Origin of the sequence: Mycobacterium nebraskense (assembly GCF_002102255.1) — a bacterium.
In the GTDB taxonomy this organism is placed as follows: Bacteria; Actinomycetota; Actinomycetes; order Mycobacteriales; family Mycobacteriaceae; genus Mycobacterium; species Mycobacterium nebraskense.
In genome coordinates this window covers 1-24,502 of the sequence record NZ_LQPH01000010.1, presented here as the reverse complement: position 1 = coordinate 24,502, position 24,502 = coordinate 1, and the positions used below count along the sequence as shown (strand labels likewise).

Sequence of the window (24,502 nt, the reverse complement as noted above, 5' to 3'; positions counted from 1 at the left end):
ATGGATCTGGAGTACTCGCCCGAGCAGGAGCAGCTGCGCGCCGAGATCCGCGCCGCGCTGGAACAGGTGATGACGCCCGAACGGTCCCTCGCGCTCAGCGAACGGATGGAGGGGGGCCCCGAAGTGCGGGCGTGCGTACGCGCGCTGGCCGCAGCCGATCTACTCGGCGTCGGTTGGCCCAAAGAGTATGGCGGACGGGGTTTCTCGGCGATCGAGCAGTTCATCTTCTCCGAGGAGGCACAGCGGGTCAACGCGCCGATCCCGCTGGTGACGCTCAATACGGTCGGGCCGACGCTGATGCAATGCGGTACCGAGGAGCAGAAGCAGAAGTTCCTGCCCGCGATCCTGGACGGCAGTGTCGAGTTCGCGATCGGCTACTCCGAGCCCGGGGCGGGCAGCGACCTGGCATCGCTGCGCACTACCGCGGTGCGTGACGGCGATGATTACGTGATCAATGGGCAGAAGATGTTCACCAGCGGCGCCGCCTACGCCGACTACATCTGGCTGGCCGCACGCACCGATCCGAATGCCAAGAAGCACAAGGGAATTTCGATCCTGATCGTGCCCACGTCGTCACCCGGGTTCTCGTGGCAGCCGCTGCACACCATGCCGGGCATCTCGACCTTCTACACGTTCTACGACAACGTGCGGGTCCCGGCCAGTGCGCTGGTGGGCGGCGAGAACCAAGGATGGCAGCTGATCACCACACAGCTGAACTTCGAACGCGCCGCCCTGGGCAATCTCGGCGCACTCGAGCCGCTGTTCGAGAAAACGCTGGAGTGGGCCACCACCACCGAGCTCGACGGCGGCCGCGTCATCGACCAGCCGTGGGTGCAGCTCGCCCTGGCAAGGGTCGAGGCACAGGTCGCCGCGTACAAGCTTGTCAATATGCGGGTCAACGCGGCGATGACGAAGGGCGTGCTCGACATGGGGGAAGCCTCCGCCGCGAAGGTGTTCGGCACCGAGCTGACCCAGCAGGTCGCCCGCCAGCTGCTCGAAGTGCTCGACCACAACGGGGTACGCCGGGGCACCGATGCACCGCTGCGCGGCGCGCTGGAAACCGCGTATCGATGGGCAGTCATCAATACGTTCGGTGGCGGCGCCAACGAGATTCAGCGTGACATCATCGCCATGGCCGGATTGGGCATGCCGCGAGCTCCCCGTGACCTTCGCGCCACCGCAACATAGGAGGACAGCCTTAAGTGACCGACTCAGAATCCGTCAGCGCCAAGGTGCGGGCCCTCGTAGGCCAGCCGACCGGCGGCACCGGAAAGCCCTCGCTGGCCCCGGATCCGGTCAACCAGCCGATGATCCGCCACTGGGCGTACGCGATGGCCGACATGAACCCCGTCTACCTCGACCCGGAGTTCGCCGAGAAGTCGCGGTTCGGCGGCATCGTGTCTCCGCCGGTGATGTTGCAGACCTGGACGATGCCGTCGCCGATCCTGGAGGGCATCGGCGAGCGTGGTGGCGCGCCGATCGAAATCAAAAGCAATCCAACGGCATTCCTCGATGAAGCCGGCTACACCAGCACGGTGGCGACCAACTCGGAGTTCGAGATCGAGCGCTACCCGCGCCTGGGTGACGTCATCAGCGCGACGACGGTGTACGAATCTGTCTCCGAGGAAAAGAAGACGGCGCTGGGCACCGGCTTCTTCCTGACCTGGCTGACCACCTACACCGACCAGAACGGCGAAGTGCTGGGCAGGCAGCGGTTCCGGGTGCTGCGATTCAGGCCGGAGCGCTGATGGCGGTCCGACTGGCGCCGGCCATCACCGGCGACACCGAGTTCTTCTGGAACGGATTGCGGGAGAACAAGCTCCTGATCCAGCGCTGCGGCGGCTGCGGGCAGCTGCGCCACCCGCCGCGCCCGATGTGCCCGCACTGCCGGTCGCTGGACTGGGACGCCGTCGAGTCGTCGGGCCGCGGCACCGTCTACAGCTATGTGATGCCGCACGAGCCGAAGTTTCCGTTCTTCGAGTACCCCTACGTCGTCGTGCTGGTGGAACTCGAGGAGGGGGTGCGGCTGGTATCCAATCTGACCGGCATCGACCCGGCCGACGTGACAACCGGAATGCCGGTCGAGGTGTACTACCAGAGTTTCGATAACGACCTGGTGTTGCATCAGTTCCGGCCGGCCACCTAGGCGAGGGCTCATGGACTTCACCTTCACCGAAGAGCAGGAGACCGTCTCCAAGCTCGCCCGCGACCTCTTCGAGCGCCGGGCGACGCAGGAGCGTCTCACCGAGTTGGAAGCCGGTGCCAGTCGCTTCGACGACGCACTTTGGAAAGAGCTTGCGGCCGCCGACCTGCTGGGCACCGCGCTGCCGGAGTCGTTGGGCGGTAACGGCGGTGGCTTCGTCGAGCTCGGGGTGCTGCTGGCCGAGGTGGGCCGGGCGGTCGCGCCGGTACCGGCCTACGCGACGCTGGCGCTTGGGGCCGACCCCATCGCGCGGCACGGCAATCCCGAACAGCAGCAACGTTTCCTGCCGGGTGTCGTCGCCGGAAACCGCATCCTGACCGCGGGGTTGGCCGAGCCGGGCCGCTCCGATGCGACGGTGCCGGCCACCACCGCACGCCGCGACGGCGGCAATTGGCGGCTCGACGGCGTCAAGGAGCTGGTTCCTGCCGCGCAAATCGCCGATACCGTTTTGATCCCGGCCTCGATGGACGACGGCGAGGCCGGCCTGTTCCTGTTGGCGACCGATGCCCACGGCGTCGAGATCCGGCCGGCGACCACCACGAACCGCGAACCGCACGCCGACTTACACCTCGACGGCGCAACGGTCTCGGACGCCGACAGGCTCGCCGGGCCGGACCTGATCGAGTCGCTGTGCACCCGCGCGCTGGTCGCGCTGTGCGCGATTCAGCTCGGCGTCGCGGAGCGGGCGCTGCGGATCGCGGCCGAGTACACCACGGGCCGCGAGCAATTCGGCAGGCCCATCGGCAGCTTCCAGGCCGTGCAGCAGCGCATGGCCGACGCGTTCATCGATGTCGAGGCGATCCGGTGGACCACGTGGCACGCGGCGTGGCTGATCGCGCACGGGCGGCCCTTAAAAGAGGCCGGCCGCGCCGCCCGCATCGCGAAGTTCTGGGCCGCAGAGGCCGGCGCGCGCGTCGCCGCCACCGCCCAACACGTCCACGGCGGGATCGGGATCGACACCACCTATCTCCTGCACCGCTACTTCTTGTGGGCCAAGCACAACGAGCTCACGCTCGGCCCGGCCGCGGCGCAGCTGGCCCAGCTTGGCGAAACGTATTCGGAAGGACACGCATGACGACCACCGCGAGCCGCACCACCACCCTGCGCTGGGCCGACATCTCGGTCGGCGACGAGGTCACCCCGCTCGAGATCCCCATCACCACAACGATGATCGTCGCCGGGGCGATCGCTACCCGCGACTTCATGCCGGTGCACCACGACCGCGACTACGCCAACAAGCAGGGCTCGCCCAATCTGTTCATGAACATCCTCACCACCAACGGCTACTGCGTGCGGTTCCTCACCGACTGGGCCGGACCGGAGGCGATGGTGAAAAACCTGTCGATCCGCCTTGGCGTGCCGTGCTTTCCGGACGACCCGCTGCGCTTCACCGGCAGCGTCACCGGGAAAACCGAAGGCAGCGGAGGCGAGAACTTCGTCGAGGTGACCTTCAAGGGCTCCAACAGCCTGGGCGATCACGTCTCGGGCACGGCGGTCCTCAGCCTGCTCGACGGGGCGGGCGCGTGAGCAGCTCGCTGCCCGGCGCCGCAGCCATCGTCGGGATCGGCCAGACCGAGTTCTCGAAGGAATCCGGCCGCAGCGAACTGCAATTGGCGTGCGAGGCGGTGAGCGCCGCGCTCGACGATGCCGGCCTGGCGCCCAGTGACGTAGACGGCATGGTCACCTTCACCATGGATTCCAGCGACGAGATCGAGATCGCCCGCAATATCGGCATCGGCGATCTGAGCTTCTTCTCCCGCGTGCACCACGGCGGCGGTGCCGCCGCCGGCACCGTCGTGCACGCCGCGATGGCCGTCGCGACGGGCGTCGCCGAGGTGGTGGTGTGCTGGCGCGCCTTCAACGAGCGGTCCGGCATGCGGTTCGGTGGCAGCGGACGCACCGACCTGGGGACCCCGCTGTTCATGGCGCACTACGCGCCGTTCGGATTGCTCACCCCGGCGGCCTGGGTCGCGATGCATGCCCAGCGCTACATGTCGACGTACGGGGTCACCAACGAGGACTTCGGCAGGATCGCCGTCGTCGACCGTGCGCACGCGGCCCGCAATCCCGATGCCTGGTTCTACCAGCGCCCGATCACGTTGGAAGACCACCAGAATTCACGCTGGATCGTCGAACCGGTGCTGCGCCTGCTGGATTGCTGTCAGGAGAGCGACGGCGGGGTGGCGCTGGTGGTCACCAGTGCGGAACGCGCACGCGACCTGCGCCAGCCGCCGGCGATCATCACCGCGGCCGCCCAGGGCGCGGCCCGTAACGGCGAGATGATGACCAGCTACTACCGCGACGACATCACCGGCCTCCCCGAGATGGGCGTGGTCGCCCAGAGACTGTGGCGCGACTCGGGCCTCAAGCCGCAAGACATCCAAACCGCCTTCATCTACGACCATTTCACGCCGTTCGTGTTCACCCAGCTCGAGGAGCTCGGGTTCTGCGGCCGCGGCGAGGCGAAGGATTTCGCCACCCTAGAGCGGCTCTCGCTGGGTGGCGATTTCCCGATCAACACCAACGGCGGGTTGCTCGGCGAGGCCTACATCCACGGCATGAACGGCATCACCGAGGGGGTTCGCCAGGTGCGCGGCACGTCGTGCAACCAGGTCGACAACGTCGAACACGTGTTGGTTACGTCGGGCACCGGAGTGCCCACCAGCGGGTTGATCCTGGCGCCCTCGGACTAGACGAGCCTGAGGGAGGAGCACAATATGCCCAAGCTCGCACTGCTGACCGCCCACGGCGGGGGCGCCACCCATTGCATCGACGCCAGTGGGATCTCGACGACGGAGGTCACCGAGCAGGTCCGCAGGCGCACCGACGGCATCGGCGCCGACTGGGTGCTCGAGGTCGTCGGCGCGCCGGGCGTCATTCCCGACGGGATCGGATTCCTCAACAACGGCGGCACGCTGCTCGAGGTCGGCAACGTCGGCGTGGGGCGGACGTTCGAGCTGGATCCGAGCGCGCTGGTCTATGGCAACAAGTCCGTGCGCGGCGTCATGTTCTACGATCCCGTCACGCTGGCGATCGGCTTGACCTTCCTGCAGCACACCAGCTTTCCGTTCGACCGCCTGATGCCCGACCCATTCCGCCTGGCCGACGTCAACGCCGCCTTCGCTTCGGCCGATGCGGGGCTGGTGCCCAGGGGGGCGTTGGTGCCGTGACGACTCAAGCTTCCGCATTGACACAGGCGGCCGATACACGCGAGCTCATCGTGGAATCCGCGTACGCCTGCTTCGGCAAGCAGGGGTTGCAGAAGGCGACGATCGTCGACATCGCCCGGACGGCCAGGGTGTCCCGCAGCACCATCTACGAGTACTTCAGCGACAAGGCCGCCATCATCGAGGCGTGCGCCGAACACGCGTCCGAGCGCTTCTATCGCGAGATGTCCAAAGCCATGGACCGGGGCGGCTCGCTCGAGGAAAAGCTGAGCCAGGCCGCGGTTTTCGTGACCCAGGCGCGGCGGTCCATCGCGTCGGAGAAGTACTTCGACGAGGATGCGGTCAGCCTGCTGCTGACCAAGGATGCCGCCGTGCTGCTGCGCGAGTGCGTCGACTTCTTCGCGCCCTACCTGTCCGCCGCCCGCCTGACGGGCGAAGTGCGCAAGGACCTCGACGTCGAGGCCGCCGGGGAATGGTTTGCGCGCATTCTGTTCTCGCTCTTCAGCACGCCGTCCTCGATCCGGGACATGGACGATCCCGAGGTGGCGGCCGAGTTCGTGCGCGCGCATGTGGTGCGCGGATTCGCGGGTGACCGCCCGCGGCCCCGCCGCGGATAGCCGCTCAGCGGCGCTGTTGCGGCCAGACGGTCTCGGTAGCGTGAACCGGCCGCCCGTGGCCGGGCAACAGGTGCGCAACCGGTAGCTCTTCCAGTCGCTTTCGGGTGTCGGCGGCGCTGGCCGCGTCGACGATTTCCGGTGTGTGCCAGACCTTGCCGCGGGCCGTCAGCACGGCGTCGCCCGACAAGAGCGTCCGGGTGGCTGAATTCCACAGCGCGATGCTGTCATCGGTGTGTCCGCCCGCCTTGATCACGGTCCAATCCGGCGCGCCGGGCAGCGACTGGCCGTCGGCAAGCCCACCGTGCGGCGGTGCCCCCGTCCAGCGCATCCCGGCCGGCGTGCCGTATCCCGCCACCCGGACGCCGCCGAGCAGGCCGGTCAGGCCGATCCGATCGAGCGGCTGGTCGACGAGGGTAGGCCAGATACGTGCAGCGCGAGCCGGGGTAGGCGTGCGCGGTTTTGCTCCGTCGAAATACGTAAGGGTGAGGGCGGGCAACCAGATTGGCGCGGGATAGCGGGCGGTCAGTTCCGCCGCGCCGGCGACGTGATCGCTGTGTCCATGGGTGGCCACAACGGCATGCACGGTGCCGCCGACCCGATTCAAGATCGTCTCCAGATCGGTGGCGACTTTGGGTAGGCCAGCGTCGATGACCACCAGGCCATCACGACCCTGCACGACGTAACAGTTGAAGACCCAGCGTGAGACTCGCGTGACGCCGAGGTCGGGCATCTCGTCGATCACCAGGCTCATGGCCGAGACGTTACGCCGGCATATTGGCCGTCGCGAGTGCGCACCGTGGGCTTTGAGGTGTGCGGTCAAGGGCACTCAGTGGCCGCGCCGCGCCAGCGCCCGCAAGAAGAAGGTCAGGTTGGCGGGCCGCTCGGCCAGTCGGCGCATGAAGTAGCCATACCACTGGGTGCCGAATGGCACGTAGACGCGGACCTGGTTGCCGGATTCGGCCAGCCGGCGCTGCTCGCCATCGCGGATGCCGTAGAGCATCTGGTACTCGAAATCGGTTGCGCTCCGGCCTGCTTCGCGCGCCAGCGTGGGCACCGCCTCGATGACCGCCGGGTCGTGCGAGGCCACCATCGGATAGCCCGAGCCGGCCATCAACACCCGCAGACAACGCAGGTACGCCTCGGTGACGGCGGCGGGGTCGCGGTAGGCCAGTGCCGCCGGTTCGTCGTAGGCGCCCTTGCACAGCCGGATACGCGCCCCGGCCGCCGCGAATTCCTCGCAATCGCCGGGCGTGCGCCGCAGGTATGCCTGCAACGCCACACCCAGCCATCCGAAGTCGAGGCGCAGGTCGCGCGCGATCGCCAGCGTCGAGTCCGTCGTCGTATGGTCTTCGGCGTCCACCGTCACCCACACGCCGGCCCGCTGCGCCGCCGCGCAGATCGCCCAGGTGTTGTCCCGGGCGATCTTCTCGCCGTCGCGATCCAGCGACTGCCCCAGGGCCGACAACTTCAGAGAAACTTCGAGCGGCCGAACGGCGGCGTGATCGCCGAACCGGGCCAGGCGGTCGATCAGGTCCAGGTAAACCCGCACCGCCGCGCCGGCGTCGTCGGCGTCGGTGACGTCTTCACCGAGATAGTCGATGCTGACATAGCGGCCCGAAGAGCGAAGCGCCGCAACGCTGTCCAGCGCGCTGCCGATCGTCTCGCCGGGCACGAAACGGTGCACCACACGACGGGTGACCGGCAGCCCTTCGGCGGCCCGGCGCAACCCTGGTCGCCGGCTGGCGGCCATGATCGCCGGCCGCAGGGTGCTGGCGAACACGCCGCCCATCAGTCCGCCTCCATGTGCGGATACGTGTGGTGGGTCGCCGGGACGAACGTCTCCTTGATGGTGCGGGCCGACGTCCAGCGCAACAGGTTCAGCACCGATCCGGCCTTGTCGTTGGTGCCCGAGCCGCGCGAACCCCCGAACGGCTGACGCCCGACGACCGCGCCGGTGGGCTTGTCGTTGACGTAGAAGTTCCCGGCGGCGAAGCGCAGGCGCTCCTGCGCGGCAAGCACCGCCTGGCGGTCGTCGGCGATGACCGCGCCGGTCAGCGCGTAGCGCGAACCGGTGTCGATCACGTCGAGGATTCGTTCGTAGTCGTCGTCGGGGTAGACGTGCAGCGACAGCAGCGGACCGAAGTACTCGGTGGCGAACGCCTCGTCGGCGGGGTCGTCGGACAGCAACACCGTGGGACGCACGAAATAGCCCACGCTGTCGTCGTATTCGCCGCCCACCGCGATGGTGACGTGGGCCGCGCCCTTCGCCCGCTCGATGGCCTTGACGTTCTTGGCGAACGCCCGCTCATCGATCAGCGCGCCGCCATAGTTGGTCAGGTCGGTGACGTCGCCGTAGCGCAACGCGGCGGTCTCGCCCAGGAAGTCGTCACCCATCCGCCGCCACACCGACTGCGGGATGAAGGCGCGCGACGCCGCCGAGCATTTCTGCCCCTGGTAGTCGAACGCACCACGAATCAGCGCGGTGCGCAGCACATCCGGCCGCGCCGACGGGTGTGCCATTACGAAGTCTTTGCCGCCGGTCTCGCCGACCAGCCGCGGATAGCTTTGGTAGCGGCCGATATTGGCGCCCACCTGCTGCCACAGGTGCTGGAAGGTGGCGGTCGACCCGGTGAAGTGGATGCCGGCCAGCCGCGGGTCGGCCAGCGCCACGTCGGAAACCGCGAAGCCGTCGCCGGTGACGAGGTTGATCACGCCGGGCGGCAATCCCGCGGCCTCGAGCAGCTGCATGGTCAGGTAGGCCGACAGCGTCTGGGTGATCGACGGCTTCCACACCACGGTGTTGCCCATCAGCGCCGGCGCGGTCGGCAGGTTGCCGGCGATCGAGGTGAAGTTGAACGGCGTGATCGCGTAGACGAATCCGTCCAGCGGGCGGTAGTCACTGCGATTCCATTCCCCGGGCCCGCTGACCGGCTGCTGCGCCAGGATCTGACGTGCGAAGGCCACGTTGAAGCGCCAGAAGTCGATCTGCTCGCACGGCGAGTCGATCTCGGCCTGGTAGGCGGACTTGGATTGGCCGAGCATCGTTGCGGCGGCGATCCTCTCGCGCCACGGACCGGCCAGCAGATCGGCGGCCCGCAGGAACACCGCCGCGCGCTCGTCGAAGGGCAGGGCCGCCCAGGCGTCTTTCGCGGCCATGGCGGCGTCGATCGCCGCGGCCGCATCGGCATGCACGGCGTTGGTCAGGGTGCCCAGCGTGGCGGCGTGCCGATGCGGCTGGACGACGTCGATGCGGTCACCGTCGCCCATCCGGTGTCTACCGCCGATGACGTGCGGGAGGTCGACCGGGTGATCGGCCAACGCGGCCAATTCGGCGCGCAGCCGGCTGCGTTCCGGGGATTGCGGGGCATAGTCGTGGACCGGCTCGTTGGCCGGCAACGGCACCTGGGTGATCGCGTCCATGTTGCCAGGATCCTCGCCCTGGCCGCTCCTCGAGTTAGCCGATCGGACAGGATCGTGGCCATTTGGTAGTACGATCGGACAATGGCCGGTGTGGGGTTGGGTCAGCTGTTGCTCGCGCTGGACGCGACCCTGGTCAGCCTGGTGGAAGCGCCCCGGGGGCTGGACCTTCCGGTGGGTTCGGCCGCGCTGATCGACAGCGACGACGTGCGGCTCGGGCTCGCGGCGGCCGCGGGCTCGGCCGACGTGTTCTTCCTGCTGGGTGTGGCCGACGACGAGGCGCTGCGGTGGATGGACGAGCAGGCCCGCGGACGCGTTCCGGTGGCGATCTTCGCCAAGGAGCCGTCGACTGCGTTGGTGAGCGCGGCGGTAGGGACCGGGTCGGCGGTGGTGGCCGTCGAGCCGCGGGCCCGCTGGGAGCGGCTTTACCAGTTGGTCAATCACGTGCTGGAACACCACGGGGACCGCGCCGATGCGACCGAAGACTCGGGCACCGACCTGTTCGGTTTGGCGCAGTCGCTGGCCGACCGCATCCACGGCATGGTCAGCATCGAGAACGCCCAATCGCACGTGCTGGCCTATTCGGCCTCCAACGACGAAGCCGACGAGCTGCGCCGCCTCTCCATCCTGGGCAGGGCGGGGCCGCCCGAGCATCTCGAATGGATCGGCCAGTGGGGCATTTTCGATGCGCTGCGGGCGAGCGACGGGGTGGTGCGCGTGGCCGAGCGCCCGGAGTTGGGCCTGCGTCCGCGGCTGGCCGTCGGGATTTATCAGCCCGCTGTGGACGAGCGGCGACCGCCGGTGTTCGCCGGCACGATCTGGGTGCAGCAGGGCGCGCAACCGCTGGCCGACGACGCCGAGGCCATGTTGCGGGGCGCGGCGGTGCTGGCCGGGCGCATCATGGCGCGGTTGGCGGCGCGGCCCTCCACGCAGGCGCTGCGGGTGCAGCAGCTGTTGGGCCTGACCGACGGTGAACCCGACGTGGCCGCCGTCGCCCGCGAACTCGGCCTCGCCGCCGACGGCGACGCGGCGCTGATCGGCTTTGACGCCGCGGACACCCCAGCGGACGGTGCGCCCCGTCAGGCGCGGTTGGCCGACGTAATGGCGCTGAGCGCCAGCGCTTTTCGGCGGGATGCCCAGATCGCCTCGCGTGGATCGCGAATCTACGTGCTGCTGCCCGAGACGCAGACCCGCTCGGCCACCTCATGGGTGCGCGGCACCATCGCAGCAATGCGCACCGAGCTCGGGGTGCAGCTCCGGGCCGCCGTCGCCGCCCCGGTCGCCGGCCTCGCCGGGATCGCCGCGGCGCGCACCGAGCTGGACCGCGTGCTGGACAGCGCTGCGCGCCACCCCATTTCGATTCCTCAGGTGACGTCGCTGGCCGAGGCACGCACCACCGTCCTGCTCGACGAGATCCTGACTTTGGTGGGCCGCGAGGAGCGACTGGTCGATCCGCGAATCGTCGGCCTGCGCGCCCGGGAGCCGGTGCTGGCGGAAACCCTGCGGGTGTATTTGGACAGCTTCGGCGACGTCGCCACCGCCGCGCAGTCGCTGCACGTGCATCCCAACACGGTTCGCTACCGCGTGCGGCGCATCGAGAAGTTGATGTCGACTTCGCTGGCTGATCCCGAGGTGCGGCTGCTGTTTTCGCTGGGCTTGCGACTCCCGGGTGCACCGTAGCTGGAGGCGGTAACCTAACGTCCATGCCCAGCGCGTCCGTGGTCTCCCTGCTGCGTGAACGCGCGGGTCTGCAGCCCGACGATGTCGCGTTCCGGTATACCGACTACGAGCAGGATTGGGCGGGCGTCACCGAGGCGTTGACGTGGGCGCAGCTGTACCGGCGGACCCTGAACGTCGCACACGAGCTCAAGCGGCACGGCGCCGTCGGGGACCGGGCCGTGATCCTCGCTCCCCAGGGCCTGCCCTACATCGTGGCGTTCCTGGGGGCGATGCAGGCCGGGCTGATCGCGGTGCCGCTGTCCGTCCCGGCGGCCGGCTCGCACGACGAACGGGTGAGCGCCGTCCTGGCCGACACCACGCCCACCGTCGTCCTCACCACGTCCGCGGCCGCCGGAACCGTCACCGAATACCTTCACCAGGAATACCTTCACCAGCCGGACTCGGCCCCCGCCCCGGCCATCGTCGAGGTCGACGCACCGCATTTGGACGACGCCAGCGCGCCGAGCATCCGGATCAGCGGCGCTCCCGAAACGGCGTACCTGCAGTACACGTCGGGCTCGACCCGGCTTCCGGCCGGGGTGATGATCTCGCACCAGAATCTTCAGGTGAACTTCCAGCAGCTGATGTTCGACTTGTTCCCGGACTTGAATGGCATGGCGCCACCCGACACCACCATCGTGTCGTGGTTGCCCTTCTACCACGACATGGGCTTGATGCAGGGTGTCATCGCACCGATCCTGAGCGGTTACCGCTGCGAGATCACCAGTCCAATCGCTTTCCTGCAGCGTCCGGCCAGGTGGATCCAATCGCTGGCCATACCCAGCCCCGCCTTCTCGGCGGGACCGAACTTCGCCTTGGAGCTGGCCCTCCGGAAGACAACCGACGCCGACATGGCCGGACTCGATCTCGGCAACGTGCTGGGCATCGTCAGCGGTGCCGAACGCATCCACCCCGCCACCCTGGACCGGTTCTGCAATCGATTCGCCCCGTATAACTTTCGCGATCACATGATGCGCCCGTCCTACGGTCTGGCGGAGGCGACCGTCTATGTCGCCACCCGCAGTGTGAGAGCCGCACCAGCAGTCGTTCACTTCGACCCCGAGAAGCTGTCGGAGGGCAGCGCGGAACGTTGCTCAGCTGGGACCGGCGCACCGCTGCTCAGCTACGGCATGCCGAAGTCGCCGACGGTGCGGATCGTGGACCCCGACACGAGCGTCGAATGTCCCGCCGGAACGGTCGGGGAAATCTGGGTGCACGGCGATAACGTCGCCGAGGGCTACTGGCGCAAGCCGGACGAAACGCGGGACGCCTTCGCCGGAAAGCTGGCCGACCCGTCGCCGGGCACGCCCGAGGGCCCATGGCTGCGCACCGGCGATCTCGGCTTCGTGTCCGAGGGCGAGATGTTCATCGTCGGCCGAATGAAGGATCTGCTGATCGTCTACGGGCGCAACCACTATCCCGAGGACATCGAGTCGACGGTCCGCGGGATCACCGGGGGCCGGGTCGCGGCGATTTCCGTCGCGGTGGACGAGACCGAAAAGCTGGTGGCCATCATCGAATTGAAGAAACGCGGCGACTCGGATGAGGAGGCGCTGCGCCGGCTCGACGTCGTCAAAAACGACGTCACCGCGGCGATTTCGAACTCGCACGGCCTGAATGTCGCCGATCTCGTGCTGGTGTCACCGGGGTCGATACCCACCACGACGAGCGGCAAGATCCGGCGGGCCGCCTGTGTCGAGCAGTACCGCCGGCAGCAGTTCACCCGGTTGGACGCCTGAGCGGCCGCGCCGTTAATTCTGGCTAGGGTTGCGATTCGGCAAGGAAGCGGTCCACCACGTCAGGACCAGTGGAGTGCAGCGCGATGGACAGCTCCAACAGCCTGTCCTTGGCCTTCTTCGGGAGCAACTCGATGGACTTGGTGGTGGCGGAGTCATATTTGGCCCCCGGGAAGCGTTGCAGCACAACGTCTTTTTGCTCTTCGGTGGTGTAGATTTCCAGGAGCTTCATACCAGCGAAGGCATCCTTCGCCGAGTCGGCCATTCCGGCGTTCGCCAGCGCCTCCAGCCGTTCCTCGTTGATCCAGACGTTGACCTTGATCTGGTTCTCGGTGCCGCTCACGCGTCCTCCAATTGGTTCAACGAAAAGACCGGCGGCCTGTCCGCCAGGTACTCCTCGGTGACGAACGGTGAGCCCTGGCCGTACTTCGCGGCGGACTCCAGCACGACCTCGAACACCTCGTGCCGCATGACCTGCTGGGTCGGCTTCACCTCGTCGGTCAGGATGCTTCGGATCAGGCTGCCGCTGAAGCTTTGCGCCTGTGAGTCGTGACCGCAGAGCGCCGAGTTGGTCACCTCCCGGCATTCCGGGCAGTACCAGTTCTCCCGCAGGAACACCGGTTTGATGCCCAGTTCCGACCGGTGTTGCTGCAGCAGGTTCTGCGAGTCGTAGGGGCGGTAGAAGTCGCCGACGCCGGCGTGGTCGCGCCCGAACATGTGGTGCGTGCAGCCGAGGTTGGTCCGCAAAATCGCATGGAAGATCGCCTCGCGCGGTCCCGCATACCGCATGTCCCACAGCGTGAAGGTCACCTTGTGGACGTCCTCGCGGAAGTACCCGCTCTTCCTCAGCTCGTCCTGCGCCAGCAGGATCGCCTCGTCGATGTAGTCCCCCACCCGCTTCTGCCCGATGATGGCGTTGACGAGCACGCCGGTGTTCAGGTCGTCGACGGGCATGTCCTCGTTCGCGGCCAGCCACGCCTGCTTCATCAGCGCCTCGTGGCCGGTGTGCGGGACGTTACGGGTCTGATGGGCGACGACGTGCGTCCAGTCTTTCTCCGCTACGGCGTCCAGGTGCTGCTTGGGCGTGAGCCAGAAACTATTGAACGGCTCGTTGAACACCGGCTCGTTGATGAGCGTGATGTCACCGCCGATGAACCGATTCGCATATCCCAGCGTCTTTTTGACGCCCGGGTGCCGCGGGTCCAAGGTGCCGTAGGTCTTTTCGGCCATCCGCTCCAGGTCGTACTCATAGATCTCGGCGACCTCGAAGATGGCCATCGGGGCCCCGAGATATTCCAGGACCACGCTGCTGCCCGTTCGTATGTCGAGCCGCTCGATGTCCTCCTCGGAGACGTCGAACACGATCGGGATGCTCCACAGCGTTCCGTCCGGGAGCCGCAATTTGTCCAGGGTTCCGTCGACCTCTTGCCGGCCCATGAACCCGGTCAGCGGGGTGAAGAAACCGTAGGACAGGCTGATGACCTCGTGCGCGGTCGCCTTCGAAATGGGCACGAGCGGCAGGCCTTTGATCTGCGCAGCCGCGCCGTGGGTCGACACCCTTTCCACGATCGGTTTCCCGTTATGACCGTGATAGTTCATCTCATGCCCTCGCTTCGCGGTGCGTGTCAAACCCTTGGGCGGCGGGTGTGCGGGCGGGAATGACGCCCGCCCGCTCCAGGTGAGAGACCACTTCCTCGGCCAGCGTGTCCGCATCCTTCGTGCCGCCCTCGAGCCGCAACTCCGGCCTCAGCGGCGCTTCGTAAGGGTCGTCGATTCCGGTGAATCCCCTGATCTCACCGGCCCGGGCCTTCTTGTACAGCCCCTTTGGATCACGCTGCTCACAAATCTCTATCGGCGTATCGATGAAGATCTCCAGGAAATCGCCCTCCGCGAGAGTGGCGCGAACCGCGTCGCGATCGTGCCGGTAGGGGCTGATGAAGGCCGTCAAGGTGATGACCCCGGCATCGCAGAACAACTTGGCGACCGCCCCGAGGCGCCGGATGTTCTCCTCACGGTCCTCGGCGGAAAATCCCAGACCGAACCGTTTCGCAAACTCGGCTCCGTGGCGCTCTTCCAAGACGTTGGGCCCGGCGTTCAACCCATGGCGGACGTTGTCCCCGTCCAGCAGATAACTCCGTACGCCGCGCCCGTACAGCTTCTGTTCGACCATGTTCGCGATCGTGCTTTTACCGCTGGCGCTCAGCCCGGTGAACCAGATGACGCAACCCCGGTGACCGTTGAGCCGTTCGCGTGCCTCGCGAGAAACCTGGTGCTCGTGCCACGTGATGTTGTCGGACATCCTCAGCTCCTCGCCGCAATCTCACGCGCCATCGGCACCGACCACCGAGACCGTAACGGCCACTTGGCATCTTTCGCGCACCTCAAGCCCCCGCCGCCCATCAGCAATTCGGACTTCAGCAAGTCTACAAGTTAAGATGGTCAGTTTAGGGCGGTATCGACGTGCCTGCGCCCAGCCCCGCAGGTTCAAGCGGCTGCGGTCAGGACGCCGACCGTGCGGTTTCGGCGGCGGCCAACTCGTCGCACAGATGCTCCGCCAAATCACGAACCGTGGTGATCTTGGTGGGGCTGATGCGCACACCCGTTTCGGTTTCGATGCGGGTTCGCAGCTCAAGATTGCCGAGTGAGTCCAGTCCATAGTCGGACAACGGACGATCGGGATCGATTGTGCGCCTGAGCAACAGGCTGATCTGGCCGGACACCAGCCGGCGGATGGCGGTGGGCCATTCCTCGCGGGGCAGTGCCTTCAGTTCGGCCAGGAATTTGCCCGCGTCCGGCCTGCCGTGGCCCATCGACCGGAACGCTTCAGCGAACCGGCTGCGTTGCACGAAGGAGGCCAGCCACGGCGTGCCCATGATCGGCGCGTAGCCGCAGTAGGGGCGGTCGTAGCGCAGCAGGGATTCGAACGCGTGGTAACCCTCCGCCGGCTCGATCGCGATGCCGGCGTCTTCGGCCAGGCCCGTGGCGCGGCCGACCTCGGACCATGCGCCCCAGGCGATCGCGCTACCCGGTAGCCCCTGGGTGCGCCGCCAGTACGCGAACGCGTCCAACCAACTGTTCGCCGCCGCGTATGCGCCCTGCCCCGGGGAGCCGACCAGGGCGGCGGCCGACGAGAACGAGCAGAACCAGTCCAGCGGCTGCCCGGCTTTTCCTTCTTGCAAGGCTTGATGCAGATTCCAGGCTCCGTAAACCTTTGGCGCCCAGCACCGGTCGATCAGTTCGTCGGTGACGTTGGTCAACGTGGCATCCTCGACGACCGCCGCCGCGTGCAGCACCCCGCGTACCGGCAATCCCGTCGCGGTCGCGCACGCCACCAGGCGTTCGGCCGTGCCCGGGTCGGCGATGTCGCCACACTCCACCGCGATGTCGGCCCCGCCGGCGCGCAGACGCTCAATGGCTTGGCGCGCTTGCTCGTTGGGCGCCGAACGGGAGTTGAGCACGATCCGCCCGGCGCCTCGAGCGGCCATCTCACCTGCCAAGAACAGCCCCAGGCCGCCGGTACCACCGGTGACGATGTAGGCGCCGTCGGCGCGGAACGGCCGCACGTTTTCCGGGGGGACCGCGGCCACGCTGCGTCCCGCCCGCGGCACGTCGAGCACCACCTTGCCGGTGTGCCCGGCCGCACCCACCAGACGGACCGCGGCAGCCGCGTCGTGGATCGGGTAGTGCGTGGTCCGCGGTAATGGCAGCTCGCCGTCGGCCGTGCGTTGGTACACGGTGGTCAACAAGCGACGAACCGTCTCGGGGTGGCTGAACGTGAGCAGCGCCACGTCGACGGCGAACAGGGACAGATTGCGGCGGAACGGAAACAGCCCGAGGTGGGCGTCGCGGTAGATGTCGCGCTTGCCCAACTCGATGAATCGCCCGCCGAAGGCCAGCAAGTCGATTCCCGCGCGCTGCGCGGCCCCGGGCAGCGAGTTGAGCACCACGTCGACGCCGTATCCGTCGGTGTCACGGCGGATCTCGTCGGCGAACGTCGTGCTGCGCGAGTCGTAGACGTGGTCAATCCCCATGTCCCGCAGCAATTGCCGACGCTGCGGGCTGCCCGCGGTGGCGAAGATCTCGCAGCCCGCGGCCCGGGCGATCGCGATGGCCGCCTGTCCGACGCCACCGGTGCCGGAGTGGATGAGCACCTTGTCGGTCGGCGCGATGCGGGCCAGGTCATGCAGGCCGTACCAGGCGGTCGCCGAGGCGGTGGGCACCGCGGCGGCGTCTCCCAGCGACATGTCGGGCGGGAGGGTGACCGCGTGCTGCGCGTCGGCGATGACGAAGGTTCCCCAGCATCCGTTGCGGGACATGCCGCCGACGCGGTCGCCCACCCTGTGCTCGGTGATATCGGGCCCGACGGCGGTCACCACACCGGCGAAGTCGCCACCCAACTGTTGTTGGTAGCCCTCGAAGGTCGGATAGCGACCGAAGGCGACCAGGACATCGGCGAAGTTGATGGTGGACGCGGTGACCGCTACCTCGATCTCCCCCGGTCCCGGCGGGACGCGGTCGAATGCGGTGAACTCCAGCGATTCGAGGTCGCCCGGGGTGCGGATCTGCAGGCGCATACCGTCCCGCTCGTGATCGACGACCGTGGTCCGCCGTTCGGCCGGACGCAGCGGACCCGGCCGCAGCCGCGCGGTGTACCACTGCCCTTGGCGCCACGCGGTCTCGTCTTCTTCCGAGCCGCTCTTACACTGCAGCGCAACGTGTTTGGATTCGGTCGCCCCGTCGACGTCGATTTGGGTGGCGCTCAGGTGCGGGTGCTCGGAATCGATCACCCGCATCAGTCCACGCAGCCCGGTCTGTTCGAGGTTGGCCACATCACCGGCGGCCACGTTCGCCGCGTTCCTGGTCACCACGAAAAGCCGGGGCGACACCCCGGGCAGCTCGGAGAGCTCGCGGGCGATGGCGACCAGGTGGGACACGTAGTCGCGGCCGCGCCGCGTTTCGTCGGTGCCGCCGGTCCGTTGCGCGGTCACCACGACGACACCGGTCAGGCCCTTGAGCGGCCCGTGCCCATTCGAGGCGGCCAGACCATTGCCGGACAGCAGCGCGCGCAGCGGTGCGGTTTCCACCGACCCCAGCGGCAAGGACACCGTGGTGCATTGCGCGCCATCGGAATTCAATGCCTCGCTCAGTTGCGCTGTCAGCGGATCCGTCGGCTCGCATGCGCTGAGCAACAGCCACGATCCCGGCTCGCCCCGGGACGGATCCGGCAGTTGCCGCGGTTCCCATTCGATGGTCAACAACCGCTCGTTGAGCAGTCGGCGCGCCCGCTCCTGCTCGGAGACGCCCCCGGCCAGCCGCAGTCCCTCGACGGTCAGCAGCACGGTTCCGGACTGGTCCAGCACGTCGAGGTCCGCTTCGCACTCACCGGGACGAGACGACGTCACCCGGGCGAGGCAGTACTGCGCGTTGCGCGTCGAGGAATAGCTGCGCAACCTGCGCACGCCGACCGGCAACAGCAGGCCGCCGGCGCTCGCCTTCTGCACCTCGGGATGGACCACGACAGACTGGAAGCAGGCGTCCAGCAGAGCGGGGTGGATGATGTAGCCCGACTGCTGGGAGCGGATCGCCCCGGGGAGCGCCACCTCCGCGAGCACCGTGCCGACGTCCCCGTCGGCGACCAACGCCGCGGCCAGACCCGAGAAGGCCGGACCGTACTGAATCCCGATCGCGTCGAAGGCCTTTCGCAATTCGGCACCGTCCACGCTGGACGGGTGATGGGCGATCAGCGTAGCGATGTCGTGAGCGGGCGGCTGCCGCAGCTTGGACTCGTCCGCTCCTTTGAGGGCATGCAGGACCGCGCCCGCCCGGCGAACGCGTTCGCCCTCATCGTGGGTGTCCACCGTGAACTCGAGAACGCCGGGCGCGGCAACCGTCGCCGCCGACGATGCCCGCGTCTGGTCGTCCAGCAACAGCGTCTGCTCGAACGTGATGTCTGACACCTCGGACCGTTCGCCGAGGGCGGCGCGCGCGGCGGCGAGCGCCATCTCGCAGTAGGCGGCGCCGGGAAGCGCGGCGACGTGATGGATTTGGTGGTCGCCGAGCCATGGGTGCGCCTCGGTGCCGACGTCGCCCTGCCAGACGTGGCGCTCGGGTTCCTCGTGCAGGTGCACGTGCGCACCGAGCAGCGGATGGACGGCCTGGACCGCGGCGCCGTGCGCCTGCTCCACCGAGTCGCGGCTGAGCATCAGCCTGCGGTGGGTCCACGTCGGGAGCGGGGCGTCCACCAGGCGCCCGGTCGGATACTGCACCGAAAAATCGACCGCGCCACCGGCGCTGTGCACGTCGGCGACGAAGCCACGCAGGCCGACGGGCAGGTCTTGCTCCCGGCGCATGGCCGCCAGCGCCGCGATGGGCATGTCCAGGCTGCCGGCGTTCTGCTCGACCGCGTGGGTGAGCAGCGGATGCGGCGCCAGCTCCCCGAACACACGGAAGCCGTCCTTGAGGGCGGCCTGTACGGCCGCCGCGAATCGCACTGTGTAGCGCAGGTTTTCGGCCCAGTAGTCGCCGGTGAACGACGGCCGCTCGCGGGGGTTCCACAGCGTCGCCGAGTAGTAGGGAACCTCCGGCTCCCTCGGCTCGAGGCCGGCAAGGGCTTCCACCAGTTCGTCGAGGATCGGCTCCACCTGCGGCGAATGCGAGGCCACGTCCACCGCCACCTCGCGCGCCATCACGTCCTGCTCCTGCCAGGCCGCGACCAGGTCGCGGATCGACTGCGTGTCGCCGCCGACGACCGTCGACGTCGGTGAGGCGACCACGGAGAGGACGACGTCGGAGATTCCGCGAATGGACAGTTCCGACAACACCTGTTGGCCGGGCAGTTCCACCGATGCCATGGCGCCGCTACCGGCGATCCGCGCCATCAGCCTCGAGCGGCGGCAAATGACGCGCACCCCGTCTTGCAGCGACAGTCCGCCCGCGACGACCGCCGCCGCGGATTCACCGAGCGAATGCCCGATGACGGCGCCGGGACGCACGCCGTAGGACTTCATCGTCTCGGCCAGCGCGACCTGCATCGCGAAGATCGTCGGCTGCACCCGGTCGATACCGGTCACCACCTCCGGCGCCGACAGGGCTTCGGTGACGGAGAACCCCGATTCCTCGGCGATCAGCGGCTCCACCGCGGCGATCGTGGCGGCGAACACCGGCTCGTTCGCCAGGAGTTCGGCGCCCATCTTCGGCCACTGCGATCCCTGCCCGGAGAACACCCACACCGGCCCGAGGTCGTCCTGCCCGACGGCGGGCTCGTACGGGATGTCGCTTTCGGCGACGTCGCGCAGGGCCGCGCTCAGCTCGCCGAAGTCGCTCGCCGGGACCACCGCGCGCACCGGCCGGTGCGCGCGTCGGCGCGCCAGGGTGTAGCCGAGATCCCGCAGGCCCGCGGTGCCGGCACCGCCGGCGTGCTCGTCGACCCAAGCCGCGAGGCGGGCGGCCGTGACGCGCAGTTGCTCCGCGGACGTGGCCGACACCGGAAACAGCAACGCCCCGTCGCCCTCCGGCGCGGCCGTCGGCTCCCCGTGCGCCTCCACGGGGGCCTGCTCCAGCACGGCGTGCACGTTGGTGCCCGACATCCCGTACGACGACACCGCGGCGCGCCGCGGGTGCCGGCCGTCGGTGGGCCAGGGTGCGTTGGCCTGCGGCACGAACAGTTCGGTTTTGATTTGGGCCATCTCGTCGGGCAAGCGGGTGAAGTGCAGGTTCTGCGGCACCATGCCGTGCTGCAGAGCGAGGATCGCCTTCATCAACCCCAACGGTCCGGACGTCGACTGCATGTGGCCGAAGTTCGTTTTCACCGAGCCGAGCGCGCAGGGCCCCTCGGTGCCGTACACGGCGGCCAGGCTCGAGTATTCGATCGGGTCCCCGACGGGGGTGCCGGTCCCGTGCGCCTCGACGAAGCCGACCGTGGTGGCGTCGACGCCGGCGACGTCTAGGGCCTTTCGGTAGACCGCCACCTGGGCGGTTTCCGACGGCGCCGCGATGTTCACGGTGCGGCCGTCCTGGTTGGCTGCGGTGCCGCGCAGAACGGCCAGGATGCGATCCCCGTCGCGTTGCGCGTCGTCGAGCCGCTTGAGCAGCAGCATGGCGCAGCCCTCACCGGACACGAAGCCGTCGGCCTTCGCGTCGAAGGCGTGGCAGCGGCCGGTCGGCGACAACATGCCTTGCAGCGACCCCGACACGGACTTCCGCGGTTCGAGTGTCACGACGACGCCGCCGGCCAGGGCGAAGTCGCTTTCACCGCTGTCCAGGCTGCCGCAGGCCTGGTGGACGGCCATCAAGCCCGACGAGCACGCGGTGTCCACGGTGACCGCCGGGCCGTGCAGACCCAGCGTGTAGGCGACCCGCCCGGACGCGAAGCTGTTGCTGGTGCCGGTGAATCCGTACGGCCCCTCGGCGGCACCGCAGTCGGCGGACAACAGTTCGTAGTCGCCGTGGGTCAGTCCGACGAAGACGCCGGTCTGCGAGTGGGACAGACGCGCGGGGTCGAGGCCCGCGTGCTCGATGGCGTCCCAGGACGTTTCCAGCAGCAAGCGGTGTTGCGGGTCGATCGCGGTGGCTTCGCGCTCGGTCATGCCGAAGAAATCGCAGTCGAAGCCACCGACGTCGTCCAAGAAGGCGCCCCACCGGGTTACCGAGCGGCCGGGCACGCCGGGTTCGGGGTCGTAGTACAAATCCGCGTCCCACCGGTCGGCGGGAATCTCGCCCACGAAATCGTCGCCGCGCAACAACGCGTCCCACAGCTGTTGCGGAGAATCGATGCCGCCGGGAAGTCGGCAGGCCAGACCGATAACAGCAACAGGTGCGGTGGTTGCGGCACGCAAAGTGCAGGTCCCCTGTTCTCCCCCAACGGCGTTGCGCAGTCGTGCGGCTGTCAGCTTACCGACATCAACTACGTCAGCGCTCCACTCATCACCTCCGAAGCCGTTTTCGGCTCCGTCTGACGTCCGGCCCGTCGATTTCATTCGGACTGCGCGCCCGCCCGGAGATGACGAAAGCCTATGACTACCAGAGAAATTCGCGATTCACCGGATTTGCTCCGCGGTACGGTCGCGCCGTCAGAACACTCGCCCGCGCGGGATAATCCATCGTTCGGCGCGGCGTCACGTTTTGCTGGCTTCCTCGGATTCGCCGGAGTCGACGACCTTCGCGGGGTCCTCGATCACGTGATACATCGGATCGACCATCGATATGGGCCGGTTGCCGGTCTGGCGGGCCTTTCCGGTGATCCGCAATAGCTGGCCGGGCTGGATGTCGGCGCCGCCATGGCCGGGACGGAAGGTGACCGTCATCTCCCCGCTGTTGTCCCCCACGACGACCTGCCGAAAGGTCCGCCCGCGGTCGGTGACGTCCTCGACCTGGTTGACCCGTCCTTCGACGGTGGCGCGTTGTCCCGAGATGAGGCCGGCCACCAGGATCACCGATGCCGGCCGCTCGGGGTGCTCGTAGGCGTCCACCTTCTCGTCCTCCCCCCTGGACACCCACGCTTCGAGCTTGTCGATCTCCTGCGCGATCCGCTGCTCGAAGGTGTCGGGGTAGGCCTCGTTGATGCGCGATTCCACGTCGTAGGGCACGATCGTCGCCGCCGCGTCGGGGATCAGGCTCACCGCGCTGGAGATCTTGTCCGCGGTGCGGTCGTGCAGCAGCCGGCCCAGCAGCCGCCCGAACGTCCGGCGCGGCAGCAGCACCGTCACGTTGGTGTGCGGTTGTTCGTCGCGCGCCTTGGCGACAAGCAGCTGCGCGGCCCGGATGATCCGCCGGTCCGGGCAGTCGACGACCCGCAGCGGGGTGTCGAGACCGAAGTGATCCCAGCGCTTTCGCAGTTGCGCCGCGTGGGCCGGGTCCACCATGAAGTGCACGGCGGTCAGCTCGTCGGCCCGCAATCCCTTGCCGTAGCGCAACGCTTCGATCACCGCCAGGTCGACCGAGTCGACGAACACGAACGCGCGGTGCCGCGCATACTTCACCAGCTCCGGACGGTCCGTACGGAACATCTCGAGAATGGCTGCCTCGGCGCGGTATTCGCGGTTGAGCCGCATCAGAATGAACACCAGCGAGGGGAAGACGATGACTACCAGCCACGCGCCCTCGGTGAATTTGGCCACCGCGAAGATGCCCACCACGATTGTCGACAGGATCGCCGCGGACAGGTTGATCGCCAGGCGGCGTCGCCATCCCGGTTCGCGGTGCGTCAGGTGATGCTTGGTCATCCCGTAGCCGGCCATCGAGAACCCCGTGAACACGCCGATCGCGTAGAACGGAACCAGCGCGTTGACCGAGCCGCCGGTCACCACCAGCAACAGCACCGACAACGCCGCCAGGGTGATGATCCCGTTCGAGAAGACCAGCCGGTGGCCGCGTTTGGTGAGCTGGCGCGGCAGGAAGCGGTCCTCGGCGACGAAGCTGGCCAGCGCCGGGAATCCATTGAAACTGGTGTTCGCACCGGTGAACAAGATGGCCGCGGTCGCGGCCTGGACCAGAACGTAGAAAACGTCGCCGATCACGCCGTTGCCGAAGACGGCCCGGCCGATCTGCGACAAGACCGACGGGTATTCGGTGAGATAGGGCGTGGCGTGGGTGACGTGGGCCAGATAGGCGACGCCGGCCAGCAGCAGGCCGAGGATCGTGGCCATGGCGGTGAGCACGCGGCGTGCGTTGCGGCCCTGAGGCTTTCGGAAGTAGTCGACCGTATTTGAGATGGCCTCCACCCCCGTCAGCGACGAGCCTCCGTTGGCGAACGCACGCAGCAACACCAGAATCGTGGCGCCGAGCACCAACCCGTTGCCCTGGTGAACCGGCACGGTTCCGGCCATGTGCGCGGGATCGTAAATCGGCAGATTCCCGATGGCCGCGCGAATCACCCCGACCACGATGGTCAGGCCGACCATGACGACGAAGGAATAGGTCGCCACCGCGAACGGCAGGCCCGCTTCCTTCAAGCCACGAAGGTTCGCGTAGCAGATGGCAAGCACCACAACAACCGTGAGTTCGAGACTGTACGGGCCGAGCGCTGGGATGGCCGACACCACCGCAACCGTGCCGGCCGCCGATTGCACCGCAACGGTGACGACGTAGTCGATCAGCAGCGCCGCGGCGGCGATTTGCGCCACCCGGGGGCCGAAGTTGTCGCGCGCGACGATGTACGAGCCGCCCGCCCGGGTGTAGGCCATGACCACCTGCCGGTACGAGGCGGCCACCAGCACCAGGATCAGCAGGATGACACCGGTGATGGGAAGCAACAGCAGGAAGGCGGCCAGCCCGGCATGCGGCAGCAATTCGATCAGGATCTGCTCCGGACCATAGGCGACCGAGGACACCGCATCCGGCGAAAGCGCGCCCAGGGCAACCGGATTCGACAACTTTTCGGAGGCGATGTCCTCAGTGATCAGGGGCTTTCCCAGGAACACACGCTTGACGATGTCCCCGACCGAAAGGGGGATGCGCAGCTTGCCGGCCGAAGTCGTCACGACCACCGTCCTTACCCGAGGTTGAGCGGGCGAAACACCTCCGATGCATTGTGCACGCTCGCCGCCGCCACGGTGGCCGATAGGTGCGGCTAGGCCGTGTCTGTTAATTGTGGACGCGGTGGTAGGTGATGATGGCGGCCAGGGTGACGCCGCCGAGGTAGGTCAG

The 24,502-nt window shown here is 67.9% G+C and carries 18 protein-coding genes; 10 read left to right on the top strand and 8 right to left on the bottom strand.

Features of this window, described 5'->3' with window-relative positions:
- Genes AWC17_RS01185 through AWC17_RS01150 form a run of 8 tightly spaced genes read left to right on the top strand, consistent with a single transcriptional unit; the run spans position 1 to position 5,987 of the window.
- Positions 1-1,188, top strand: a complete 1,188-nt coding sequence (locus AWC17_RS01185; RefSeq protein ID WP_046184651.1) for an acyl-CoA dehydrogenase family protein — start codon at positions 1-3, stop codon at positions 1,186-1,188.
- Positions 1,189-1,202: 14 nt separating this feature from the next.
- Positions 1,203-1,748, top strand: coding sequence for an FAS1-like dehydratase domain-containing protein (locus AWC17_RS01180; protein ID WP_046184652.1), 546 nt, complete (start codon positions 1,203-1,205; stop codon positions 1,746-1,748).
- Positions 1,748-2,146: a Zn-ribbon domain-containing OB-fold protein gene (locus AWC17_RS01175; protein ID WP_046184653.1), complete on the top strand. Its 399-nt coding sequence runs from the start codon at positions 1,748-1,750 to the stop codon at positions 2,144-2,146. Before AWC17_RS01180 ends, AWC17_RS01175 begins: the two co-directional genes overlap by 1 nt.
- Positions 2,147-2,156: 10 nt before the next feature.
- On the top strand, positions 2,157-3,278 hold the full coding sequence (locus AWC17_RS01170) for an acyl-CoA dehydrogenase family protein (protein ID WP_046184654.1): 1,122 nt from the start codon (positions 2,157-2,159) through the stop codon (positions 3,276-3,278).
- Positions 3,275-3,730: a MaoC family dehydratase gene (locus AWC17_RS01165; protein ID WP_046184655.1), complete on the top strand. Its 456-nt coding sequence runs from the start codon at positions 3,275-3,277 to the stop codon at positions 3,728-3,730. The genes AWC17_RS01170 and AWC17_RS01165 overlap by 4 nt, the downstream gene beginning before the upstream one ends.
- The gene (locus AWC17_RS01160) at positions 3,727-4,896 is read left to right on the top strand and encodes a lipid-transfer protein (RefSeq protein WP_046184656.1); all 1,170 of its coding nucleotides are present in this window, start codon (positions 3,727-3,729) and stop codon (positions 4,894-4,896) included. Before AWC17_RS01165 ends, AWC17_RS01160 begins: the two co-directional genes overlap by 4 nt.
- Before the next feature lie 24 nt (positions 4,897-4,920).
- Positions 4,921-5,373 carry a zinc-binding dehydrogenase gene (locus AWC17_RS01155; RefSeq protein WP_231588600.1) on the top strand — a complete coding sequence of 151 codons (453 nt, stop codon included), beginning with the start codon at positions 4,921-4,923 and terminating at the stop codon, positions 5,371-5,373.
- A gap of 17 nt (positions 5,374-5,390) precedes the next feature.
- Positions 5,391-5,987 (top strand): TetR/AcrR family transcriptional regulator, encoded by a 597-nt coding sequence (locus tag AWC17_RS01150; RefSeq protein WP_276038228.1) that lies wholly within the window; start codon positions 5,391-5,393, stop codon positions 5,985-5,987.
- A 4-nt stretch (positions 5,988-5,991) separates the two neighbouring features.
- On the opposite strand, the gene AWC17_RS01145 is transcribed toward AWC17_RS01150, so the two are convergent.
- From AWC17_RS01145 to pruA, 3 genes are all read right to left on the bottom strand, one after another.
- Positions 5,992-6,738 (bottom strand): MBL fold metallo-hydrolase, encoded by a 747-nt coding sequence (locus AWC17_RS01145; protein WP_046184658.1) that lies wholly within the window; start codon positions 6,736-6,738, stop codon positions 5,992-5,994.
- Positions 6,739-6,813: 75 nt separating this feature from the next.
- Entirely contained in the window at positions 6,814-7,776 is a 963-nt protein-coding gene (locus AWC17_RS01140) for a proline dehydrogenase family protein (RefSeq protein WP_046184659.1), read from the bottom strand.
- Positions 7,776-9,407, bottom strand: coding sequence for an L-glutamate gamma-semialdehyde dehydrogenase (pruA, locus tag AWC17_RS01135; RefSeq protein ID WP_046184660.1), 1,632 nt, complete (start codon positions 9,405-9,407; stop codon positions 7,776-7,778). The genes AWC17_RS01140 and pruA overlap by 1 nt, the downstream gene beginning before the upstream one ends.
- An 81-nt stretch (positions 9,408-9,488) precedes the next feature.
- Between pruA and AWC17_RS01130 the strand changes: the two genes are divergently transcribed.
- A complete protein-coding gene (locus tag AWC17_RS01130; RefSeq protein WP_047322199.1) occupies positions 9,489-11,084 on the top strand; it encodes a PucR family transcriptional regulator in 1,596 nt (531 codons plus the stop codon).
- 23 nt (positions 11,085-11,107) lie between these two features.
- The gene (gene fadD21, locus AWC17_RS01125) at positions 11,108-12,862 is read left to right on the top strand and encodes a fatty-acid--AMP ligase FAAL21/FadD21 (RefSeq protein ID WP_046185425.1); all 1,755 of its coding nucleotides are present in this window, start codon (positions 11,108-11,110) and stop codon (positions 12,860-12,862) included.
- 22 nt (positions 12,863-12,884) lie between these two features.
- On the opposite strand, the gene AWC17_RS01120 is transcribed toward fadD21, so the two are convergent.
- From AWC17_RS01120 to AWC17_RS01100, 5 genes are all read right to left on the bottom strand, one after another.
- Positions 12,885-13,202, bottom strand: coding sequence for a DUF6955 family protein (locus tag AWC17_RS01120; protein ID WP_046185426.1), 318 nt, complete (start codon positions 13,200-13,202; stop codon positions 12,885-12,887).
- On the bottom strand, positions 13,199-14,458 hold the full coding sequence (gene sat / locus AWC17_RS01115) for a sulfate adenylyltransferase (RefSeq protein ID WP_046185427.1): 1,260 nt from the start codon (positions 14,456-14,458) through the stop codon (positions 13,199-13,201). The genes AWC17_RS01120 and sat overlap by 4 nt, the downstream gene beginning before the upstream one ends.
- A 1-nt stretch (position 14,459) precedes the next feature.
- A complete protein-coding gene (gene cysC, locus AWC17_RS01110) occupies positions 14,460-15,158 on the bottom strand; it encodes an adenylyl-sulfate kinase (protein WP_046185428.1) in 699 nt (232 codons plus the stop codon).
- A gap of 199 nt (positions 15,159-15,357) precedes the next feature.
- The gene (gene pks2 / locus AWC17_RS01105; protein WP_047322244.1) at positions 15,358-21,693 is read right to left on the bottom strand and encodes a sulfolipid-1 biosynthesis phthioceranic/hydroxyphthioceranic acid synthase; all 6,336 of its coding nucleotides are present in this window, start codon (positions 21,691-21,693) and stop codon (positions 15,358-15,360) included.
- A 279-nt stretch (positions 21,694-21,972) separates the two neighbouring features.
- Positions 21,973-24,336, bottom strand: coding sequence for an APC family permease (locus tag AWC17_RS01100; protein WP_046186702.1), 2,364 nt, complete (start codon positions 24,334-24,336; stop codon positions 21,973-21,975).
- Positions 24,337-24,502: the final 166 nt, after the last annotated feature.

Bases quoted from the DNA above. Each gene is read 5' to 3' on its own strand.
- AWC17_RS01185 (WP_046184651.1), top strand. From the start codon at position 1: ATGGATCTGGAGTACTCGCCCGAGCAGGAGCAGCTGCGCGCCGAGATC.
- AWC17_RS01175 (WP_046184653.1), top strand. From the start codon at position 1,748: ATGGCGGTCCGACTGGCGCCGGCCATCACCGGCGACACCGAGTTCTTC.
- AWC17_RS01170 (WP_046184654.1), top strand. From the start codon at position 2,157: ATGGACTTCACCTTCACCGAAGAGCAGGAGACCGTCTCCAAGCTCGCC.
- AWC17_RS01165 (WP_046184655.1), top strand. From the start codon at position 3,275: ATGACGACCACCGCGAGCCGCACCACCACCCTGCGCTGGGCCGACATC.
- AWC17_RS01155 (WP_231588600.1), top strand. From the start codon at position 4,921: ATGCCCAAGCTCGCACTGCTGACCGCCCACGGCGGGGGCGCCACCCAT.
- AWC17_RS01145 (WP_046184658.1), bottom strand. From the start codon at position 6,738: ATGAGCCTGGTGATCGACGAGATGCCCGACCTCGGCGTCACGCGAGTC.
- AWC17_RS01140 (WP_046184659.1), bottom strand. From the start codon at position 7,776: ATGGGCGGCGTGTTCGCCAGCACCCTGCGGCCGGCGATCATGGCCGCC.
- pruA (WP_046184660.1), bottom strand. From the start codon at position 9,407: ATGGACGCGATCACCCAGGTGCCGTTGCCGGCCAACGAGCCGGTCCAC.
- AWC17_RS01130 (WP_047322199.1), top strand. From the start codon at position 9,489: ATGGCCGGTGTGGGGTTGGGTCAGCTGTTGCTCGCGCTGGACGCGACC.
- fadD21 (WP_046185425.1), top strand. From the start codon at position 11,108: ATGCCCAGCGCGTCCGTGGTCTCCCTGCTGCGTGAACGCGCGGGTCTG.
- sat (WP_046185427.1), bottom strand. From the start codon at position 14,458: ATGAACTATCACGGTCATAACGGGAAACCGATCGTGGAAAGGGTGTCG.
- cysC (WP_046185428.1), bottom strand. From the start codon at position 15,158: ATGTCCGACAACATCACGTGGCACGAGCACCAGGTTTCTCGCGAGGCA.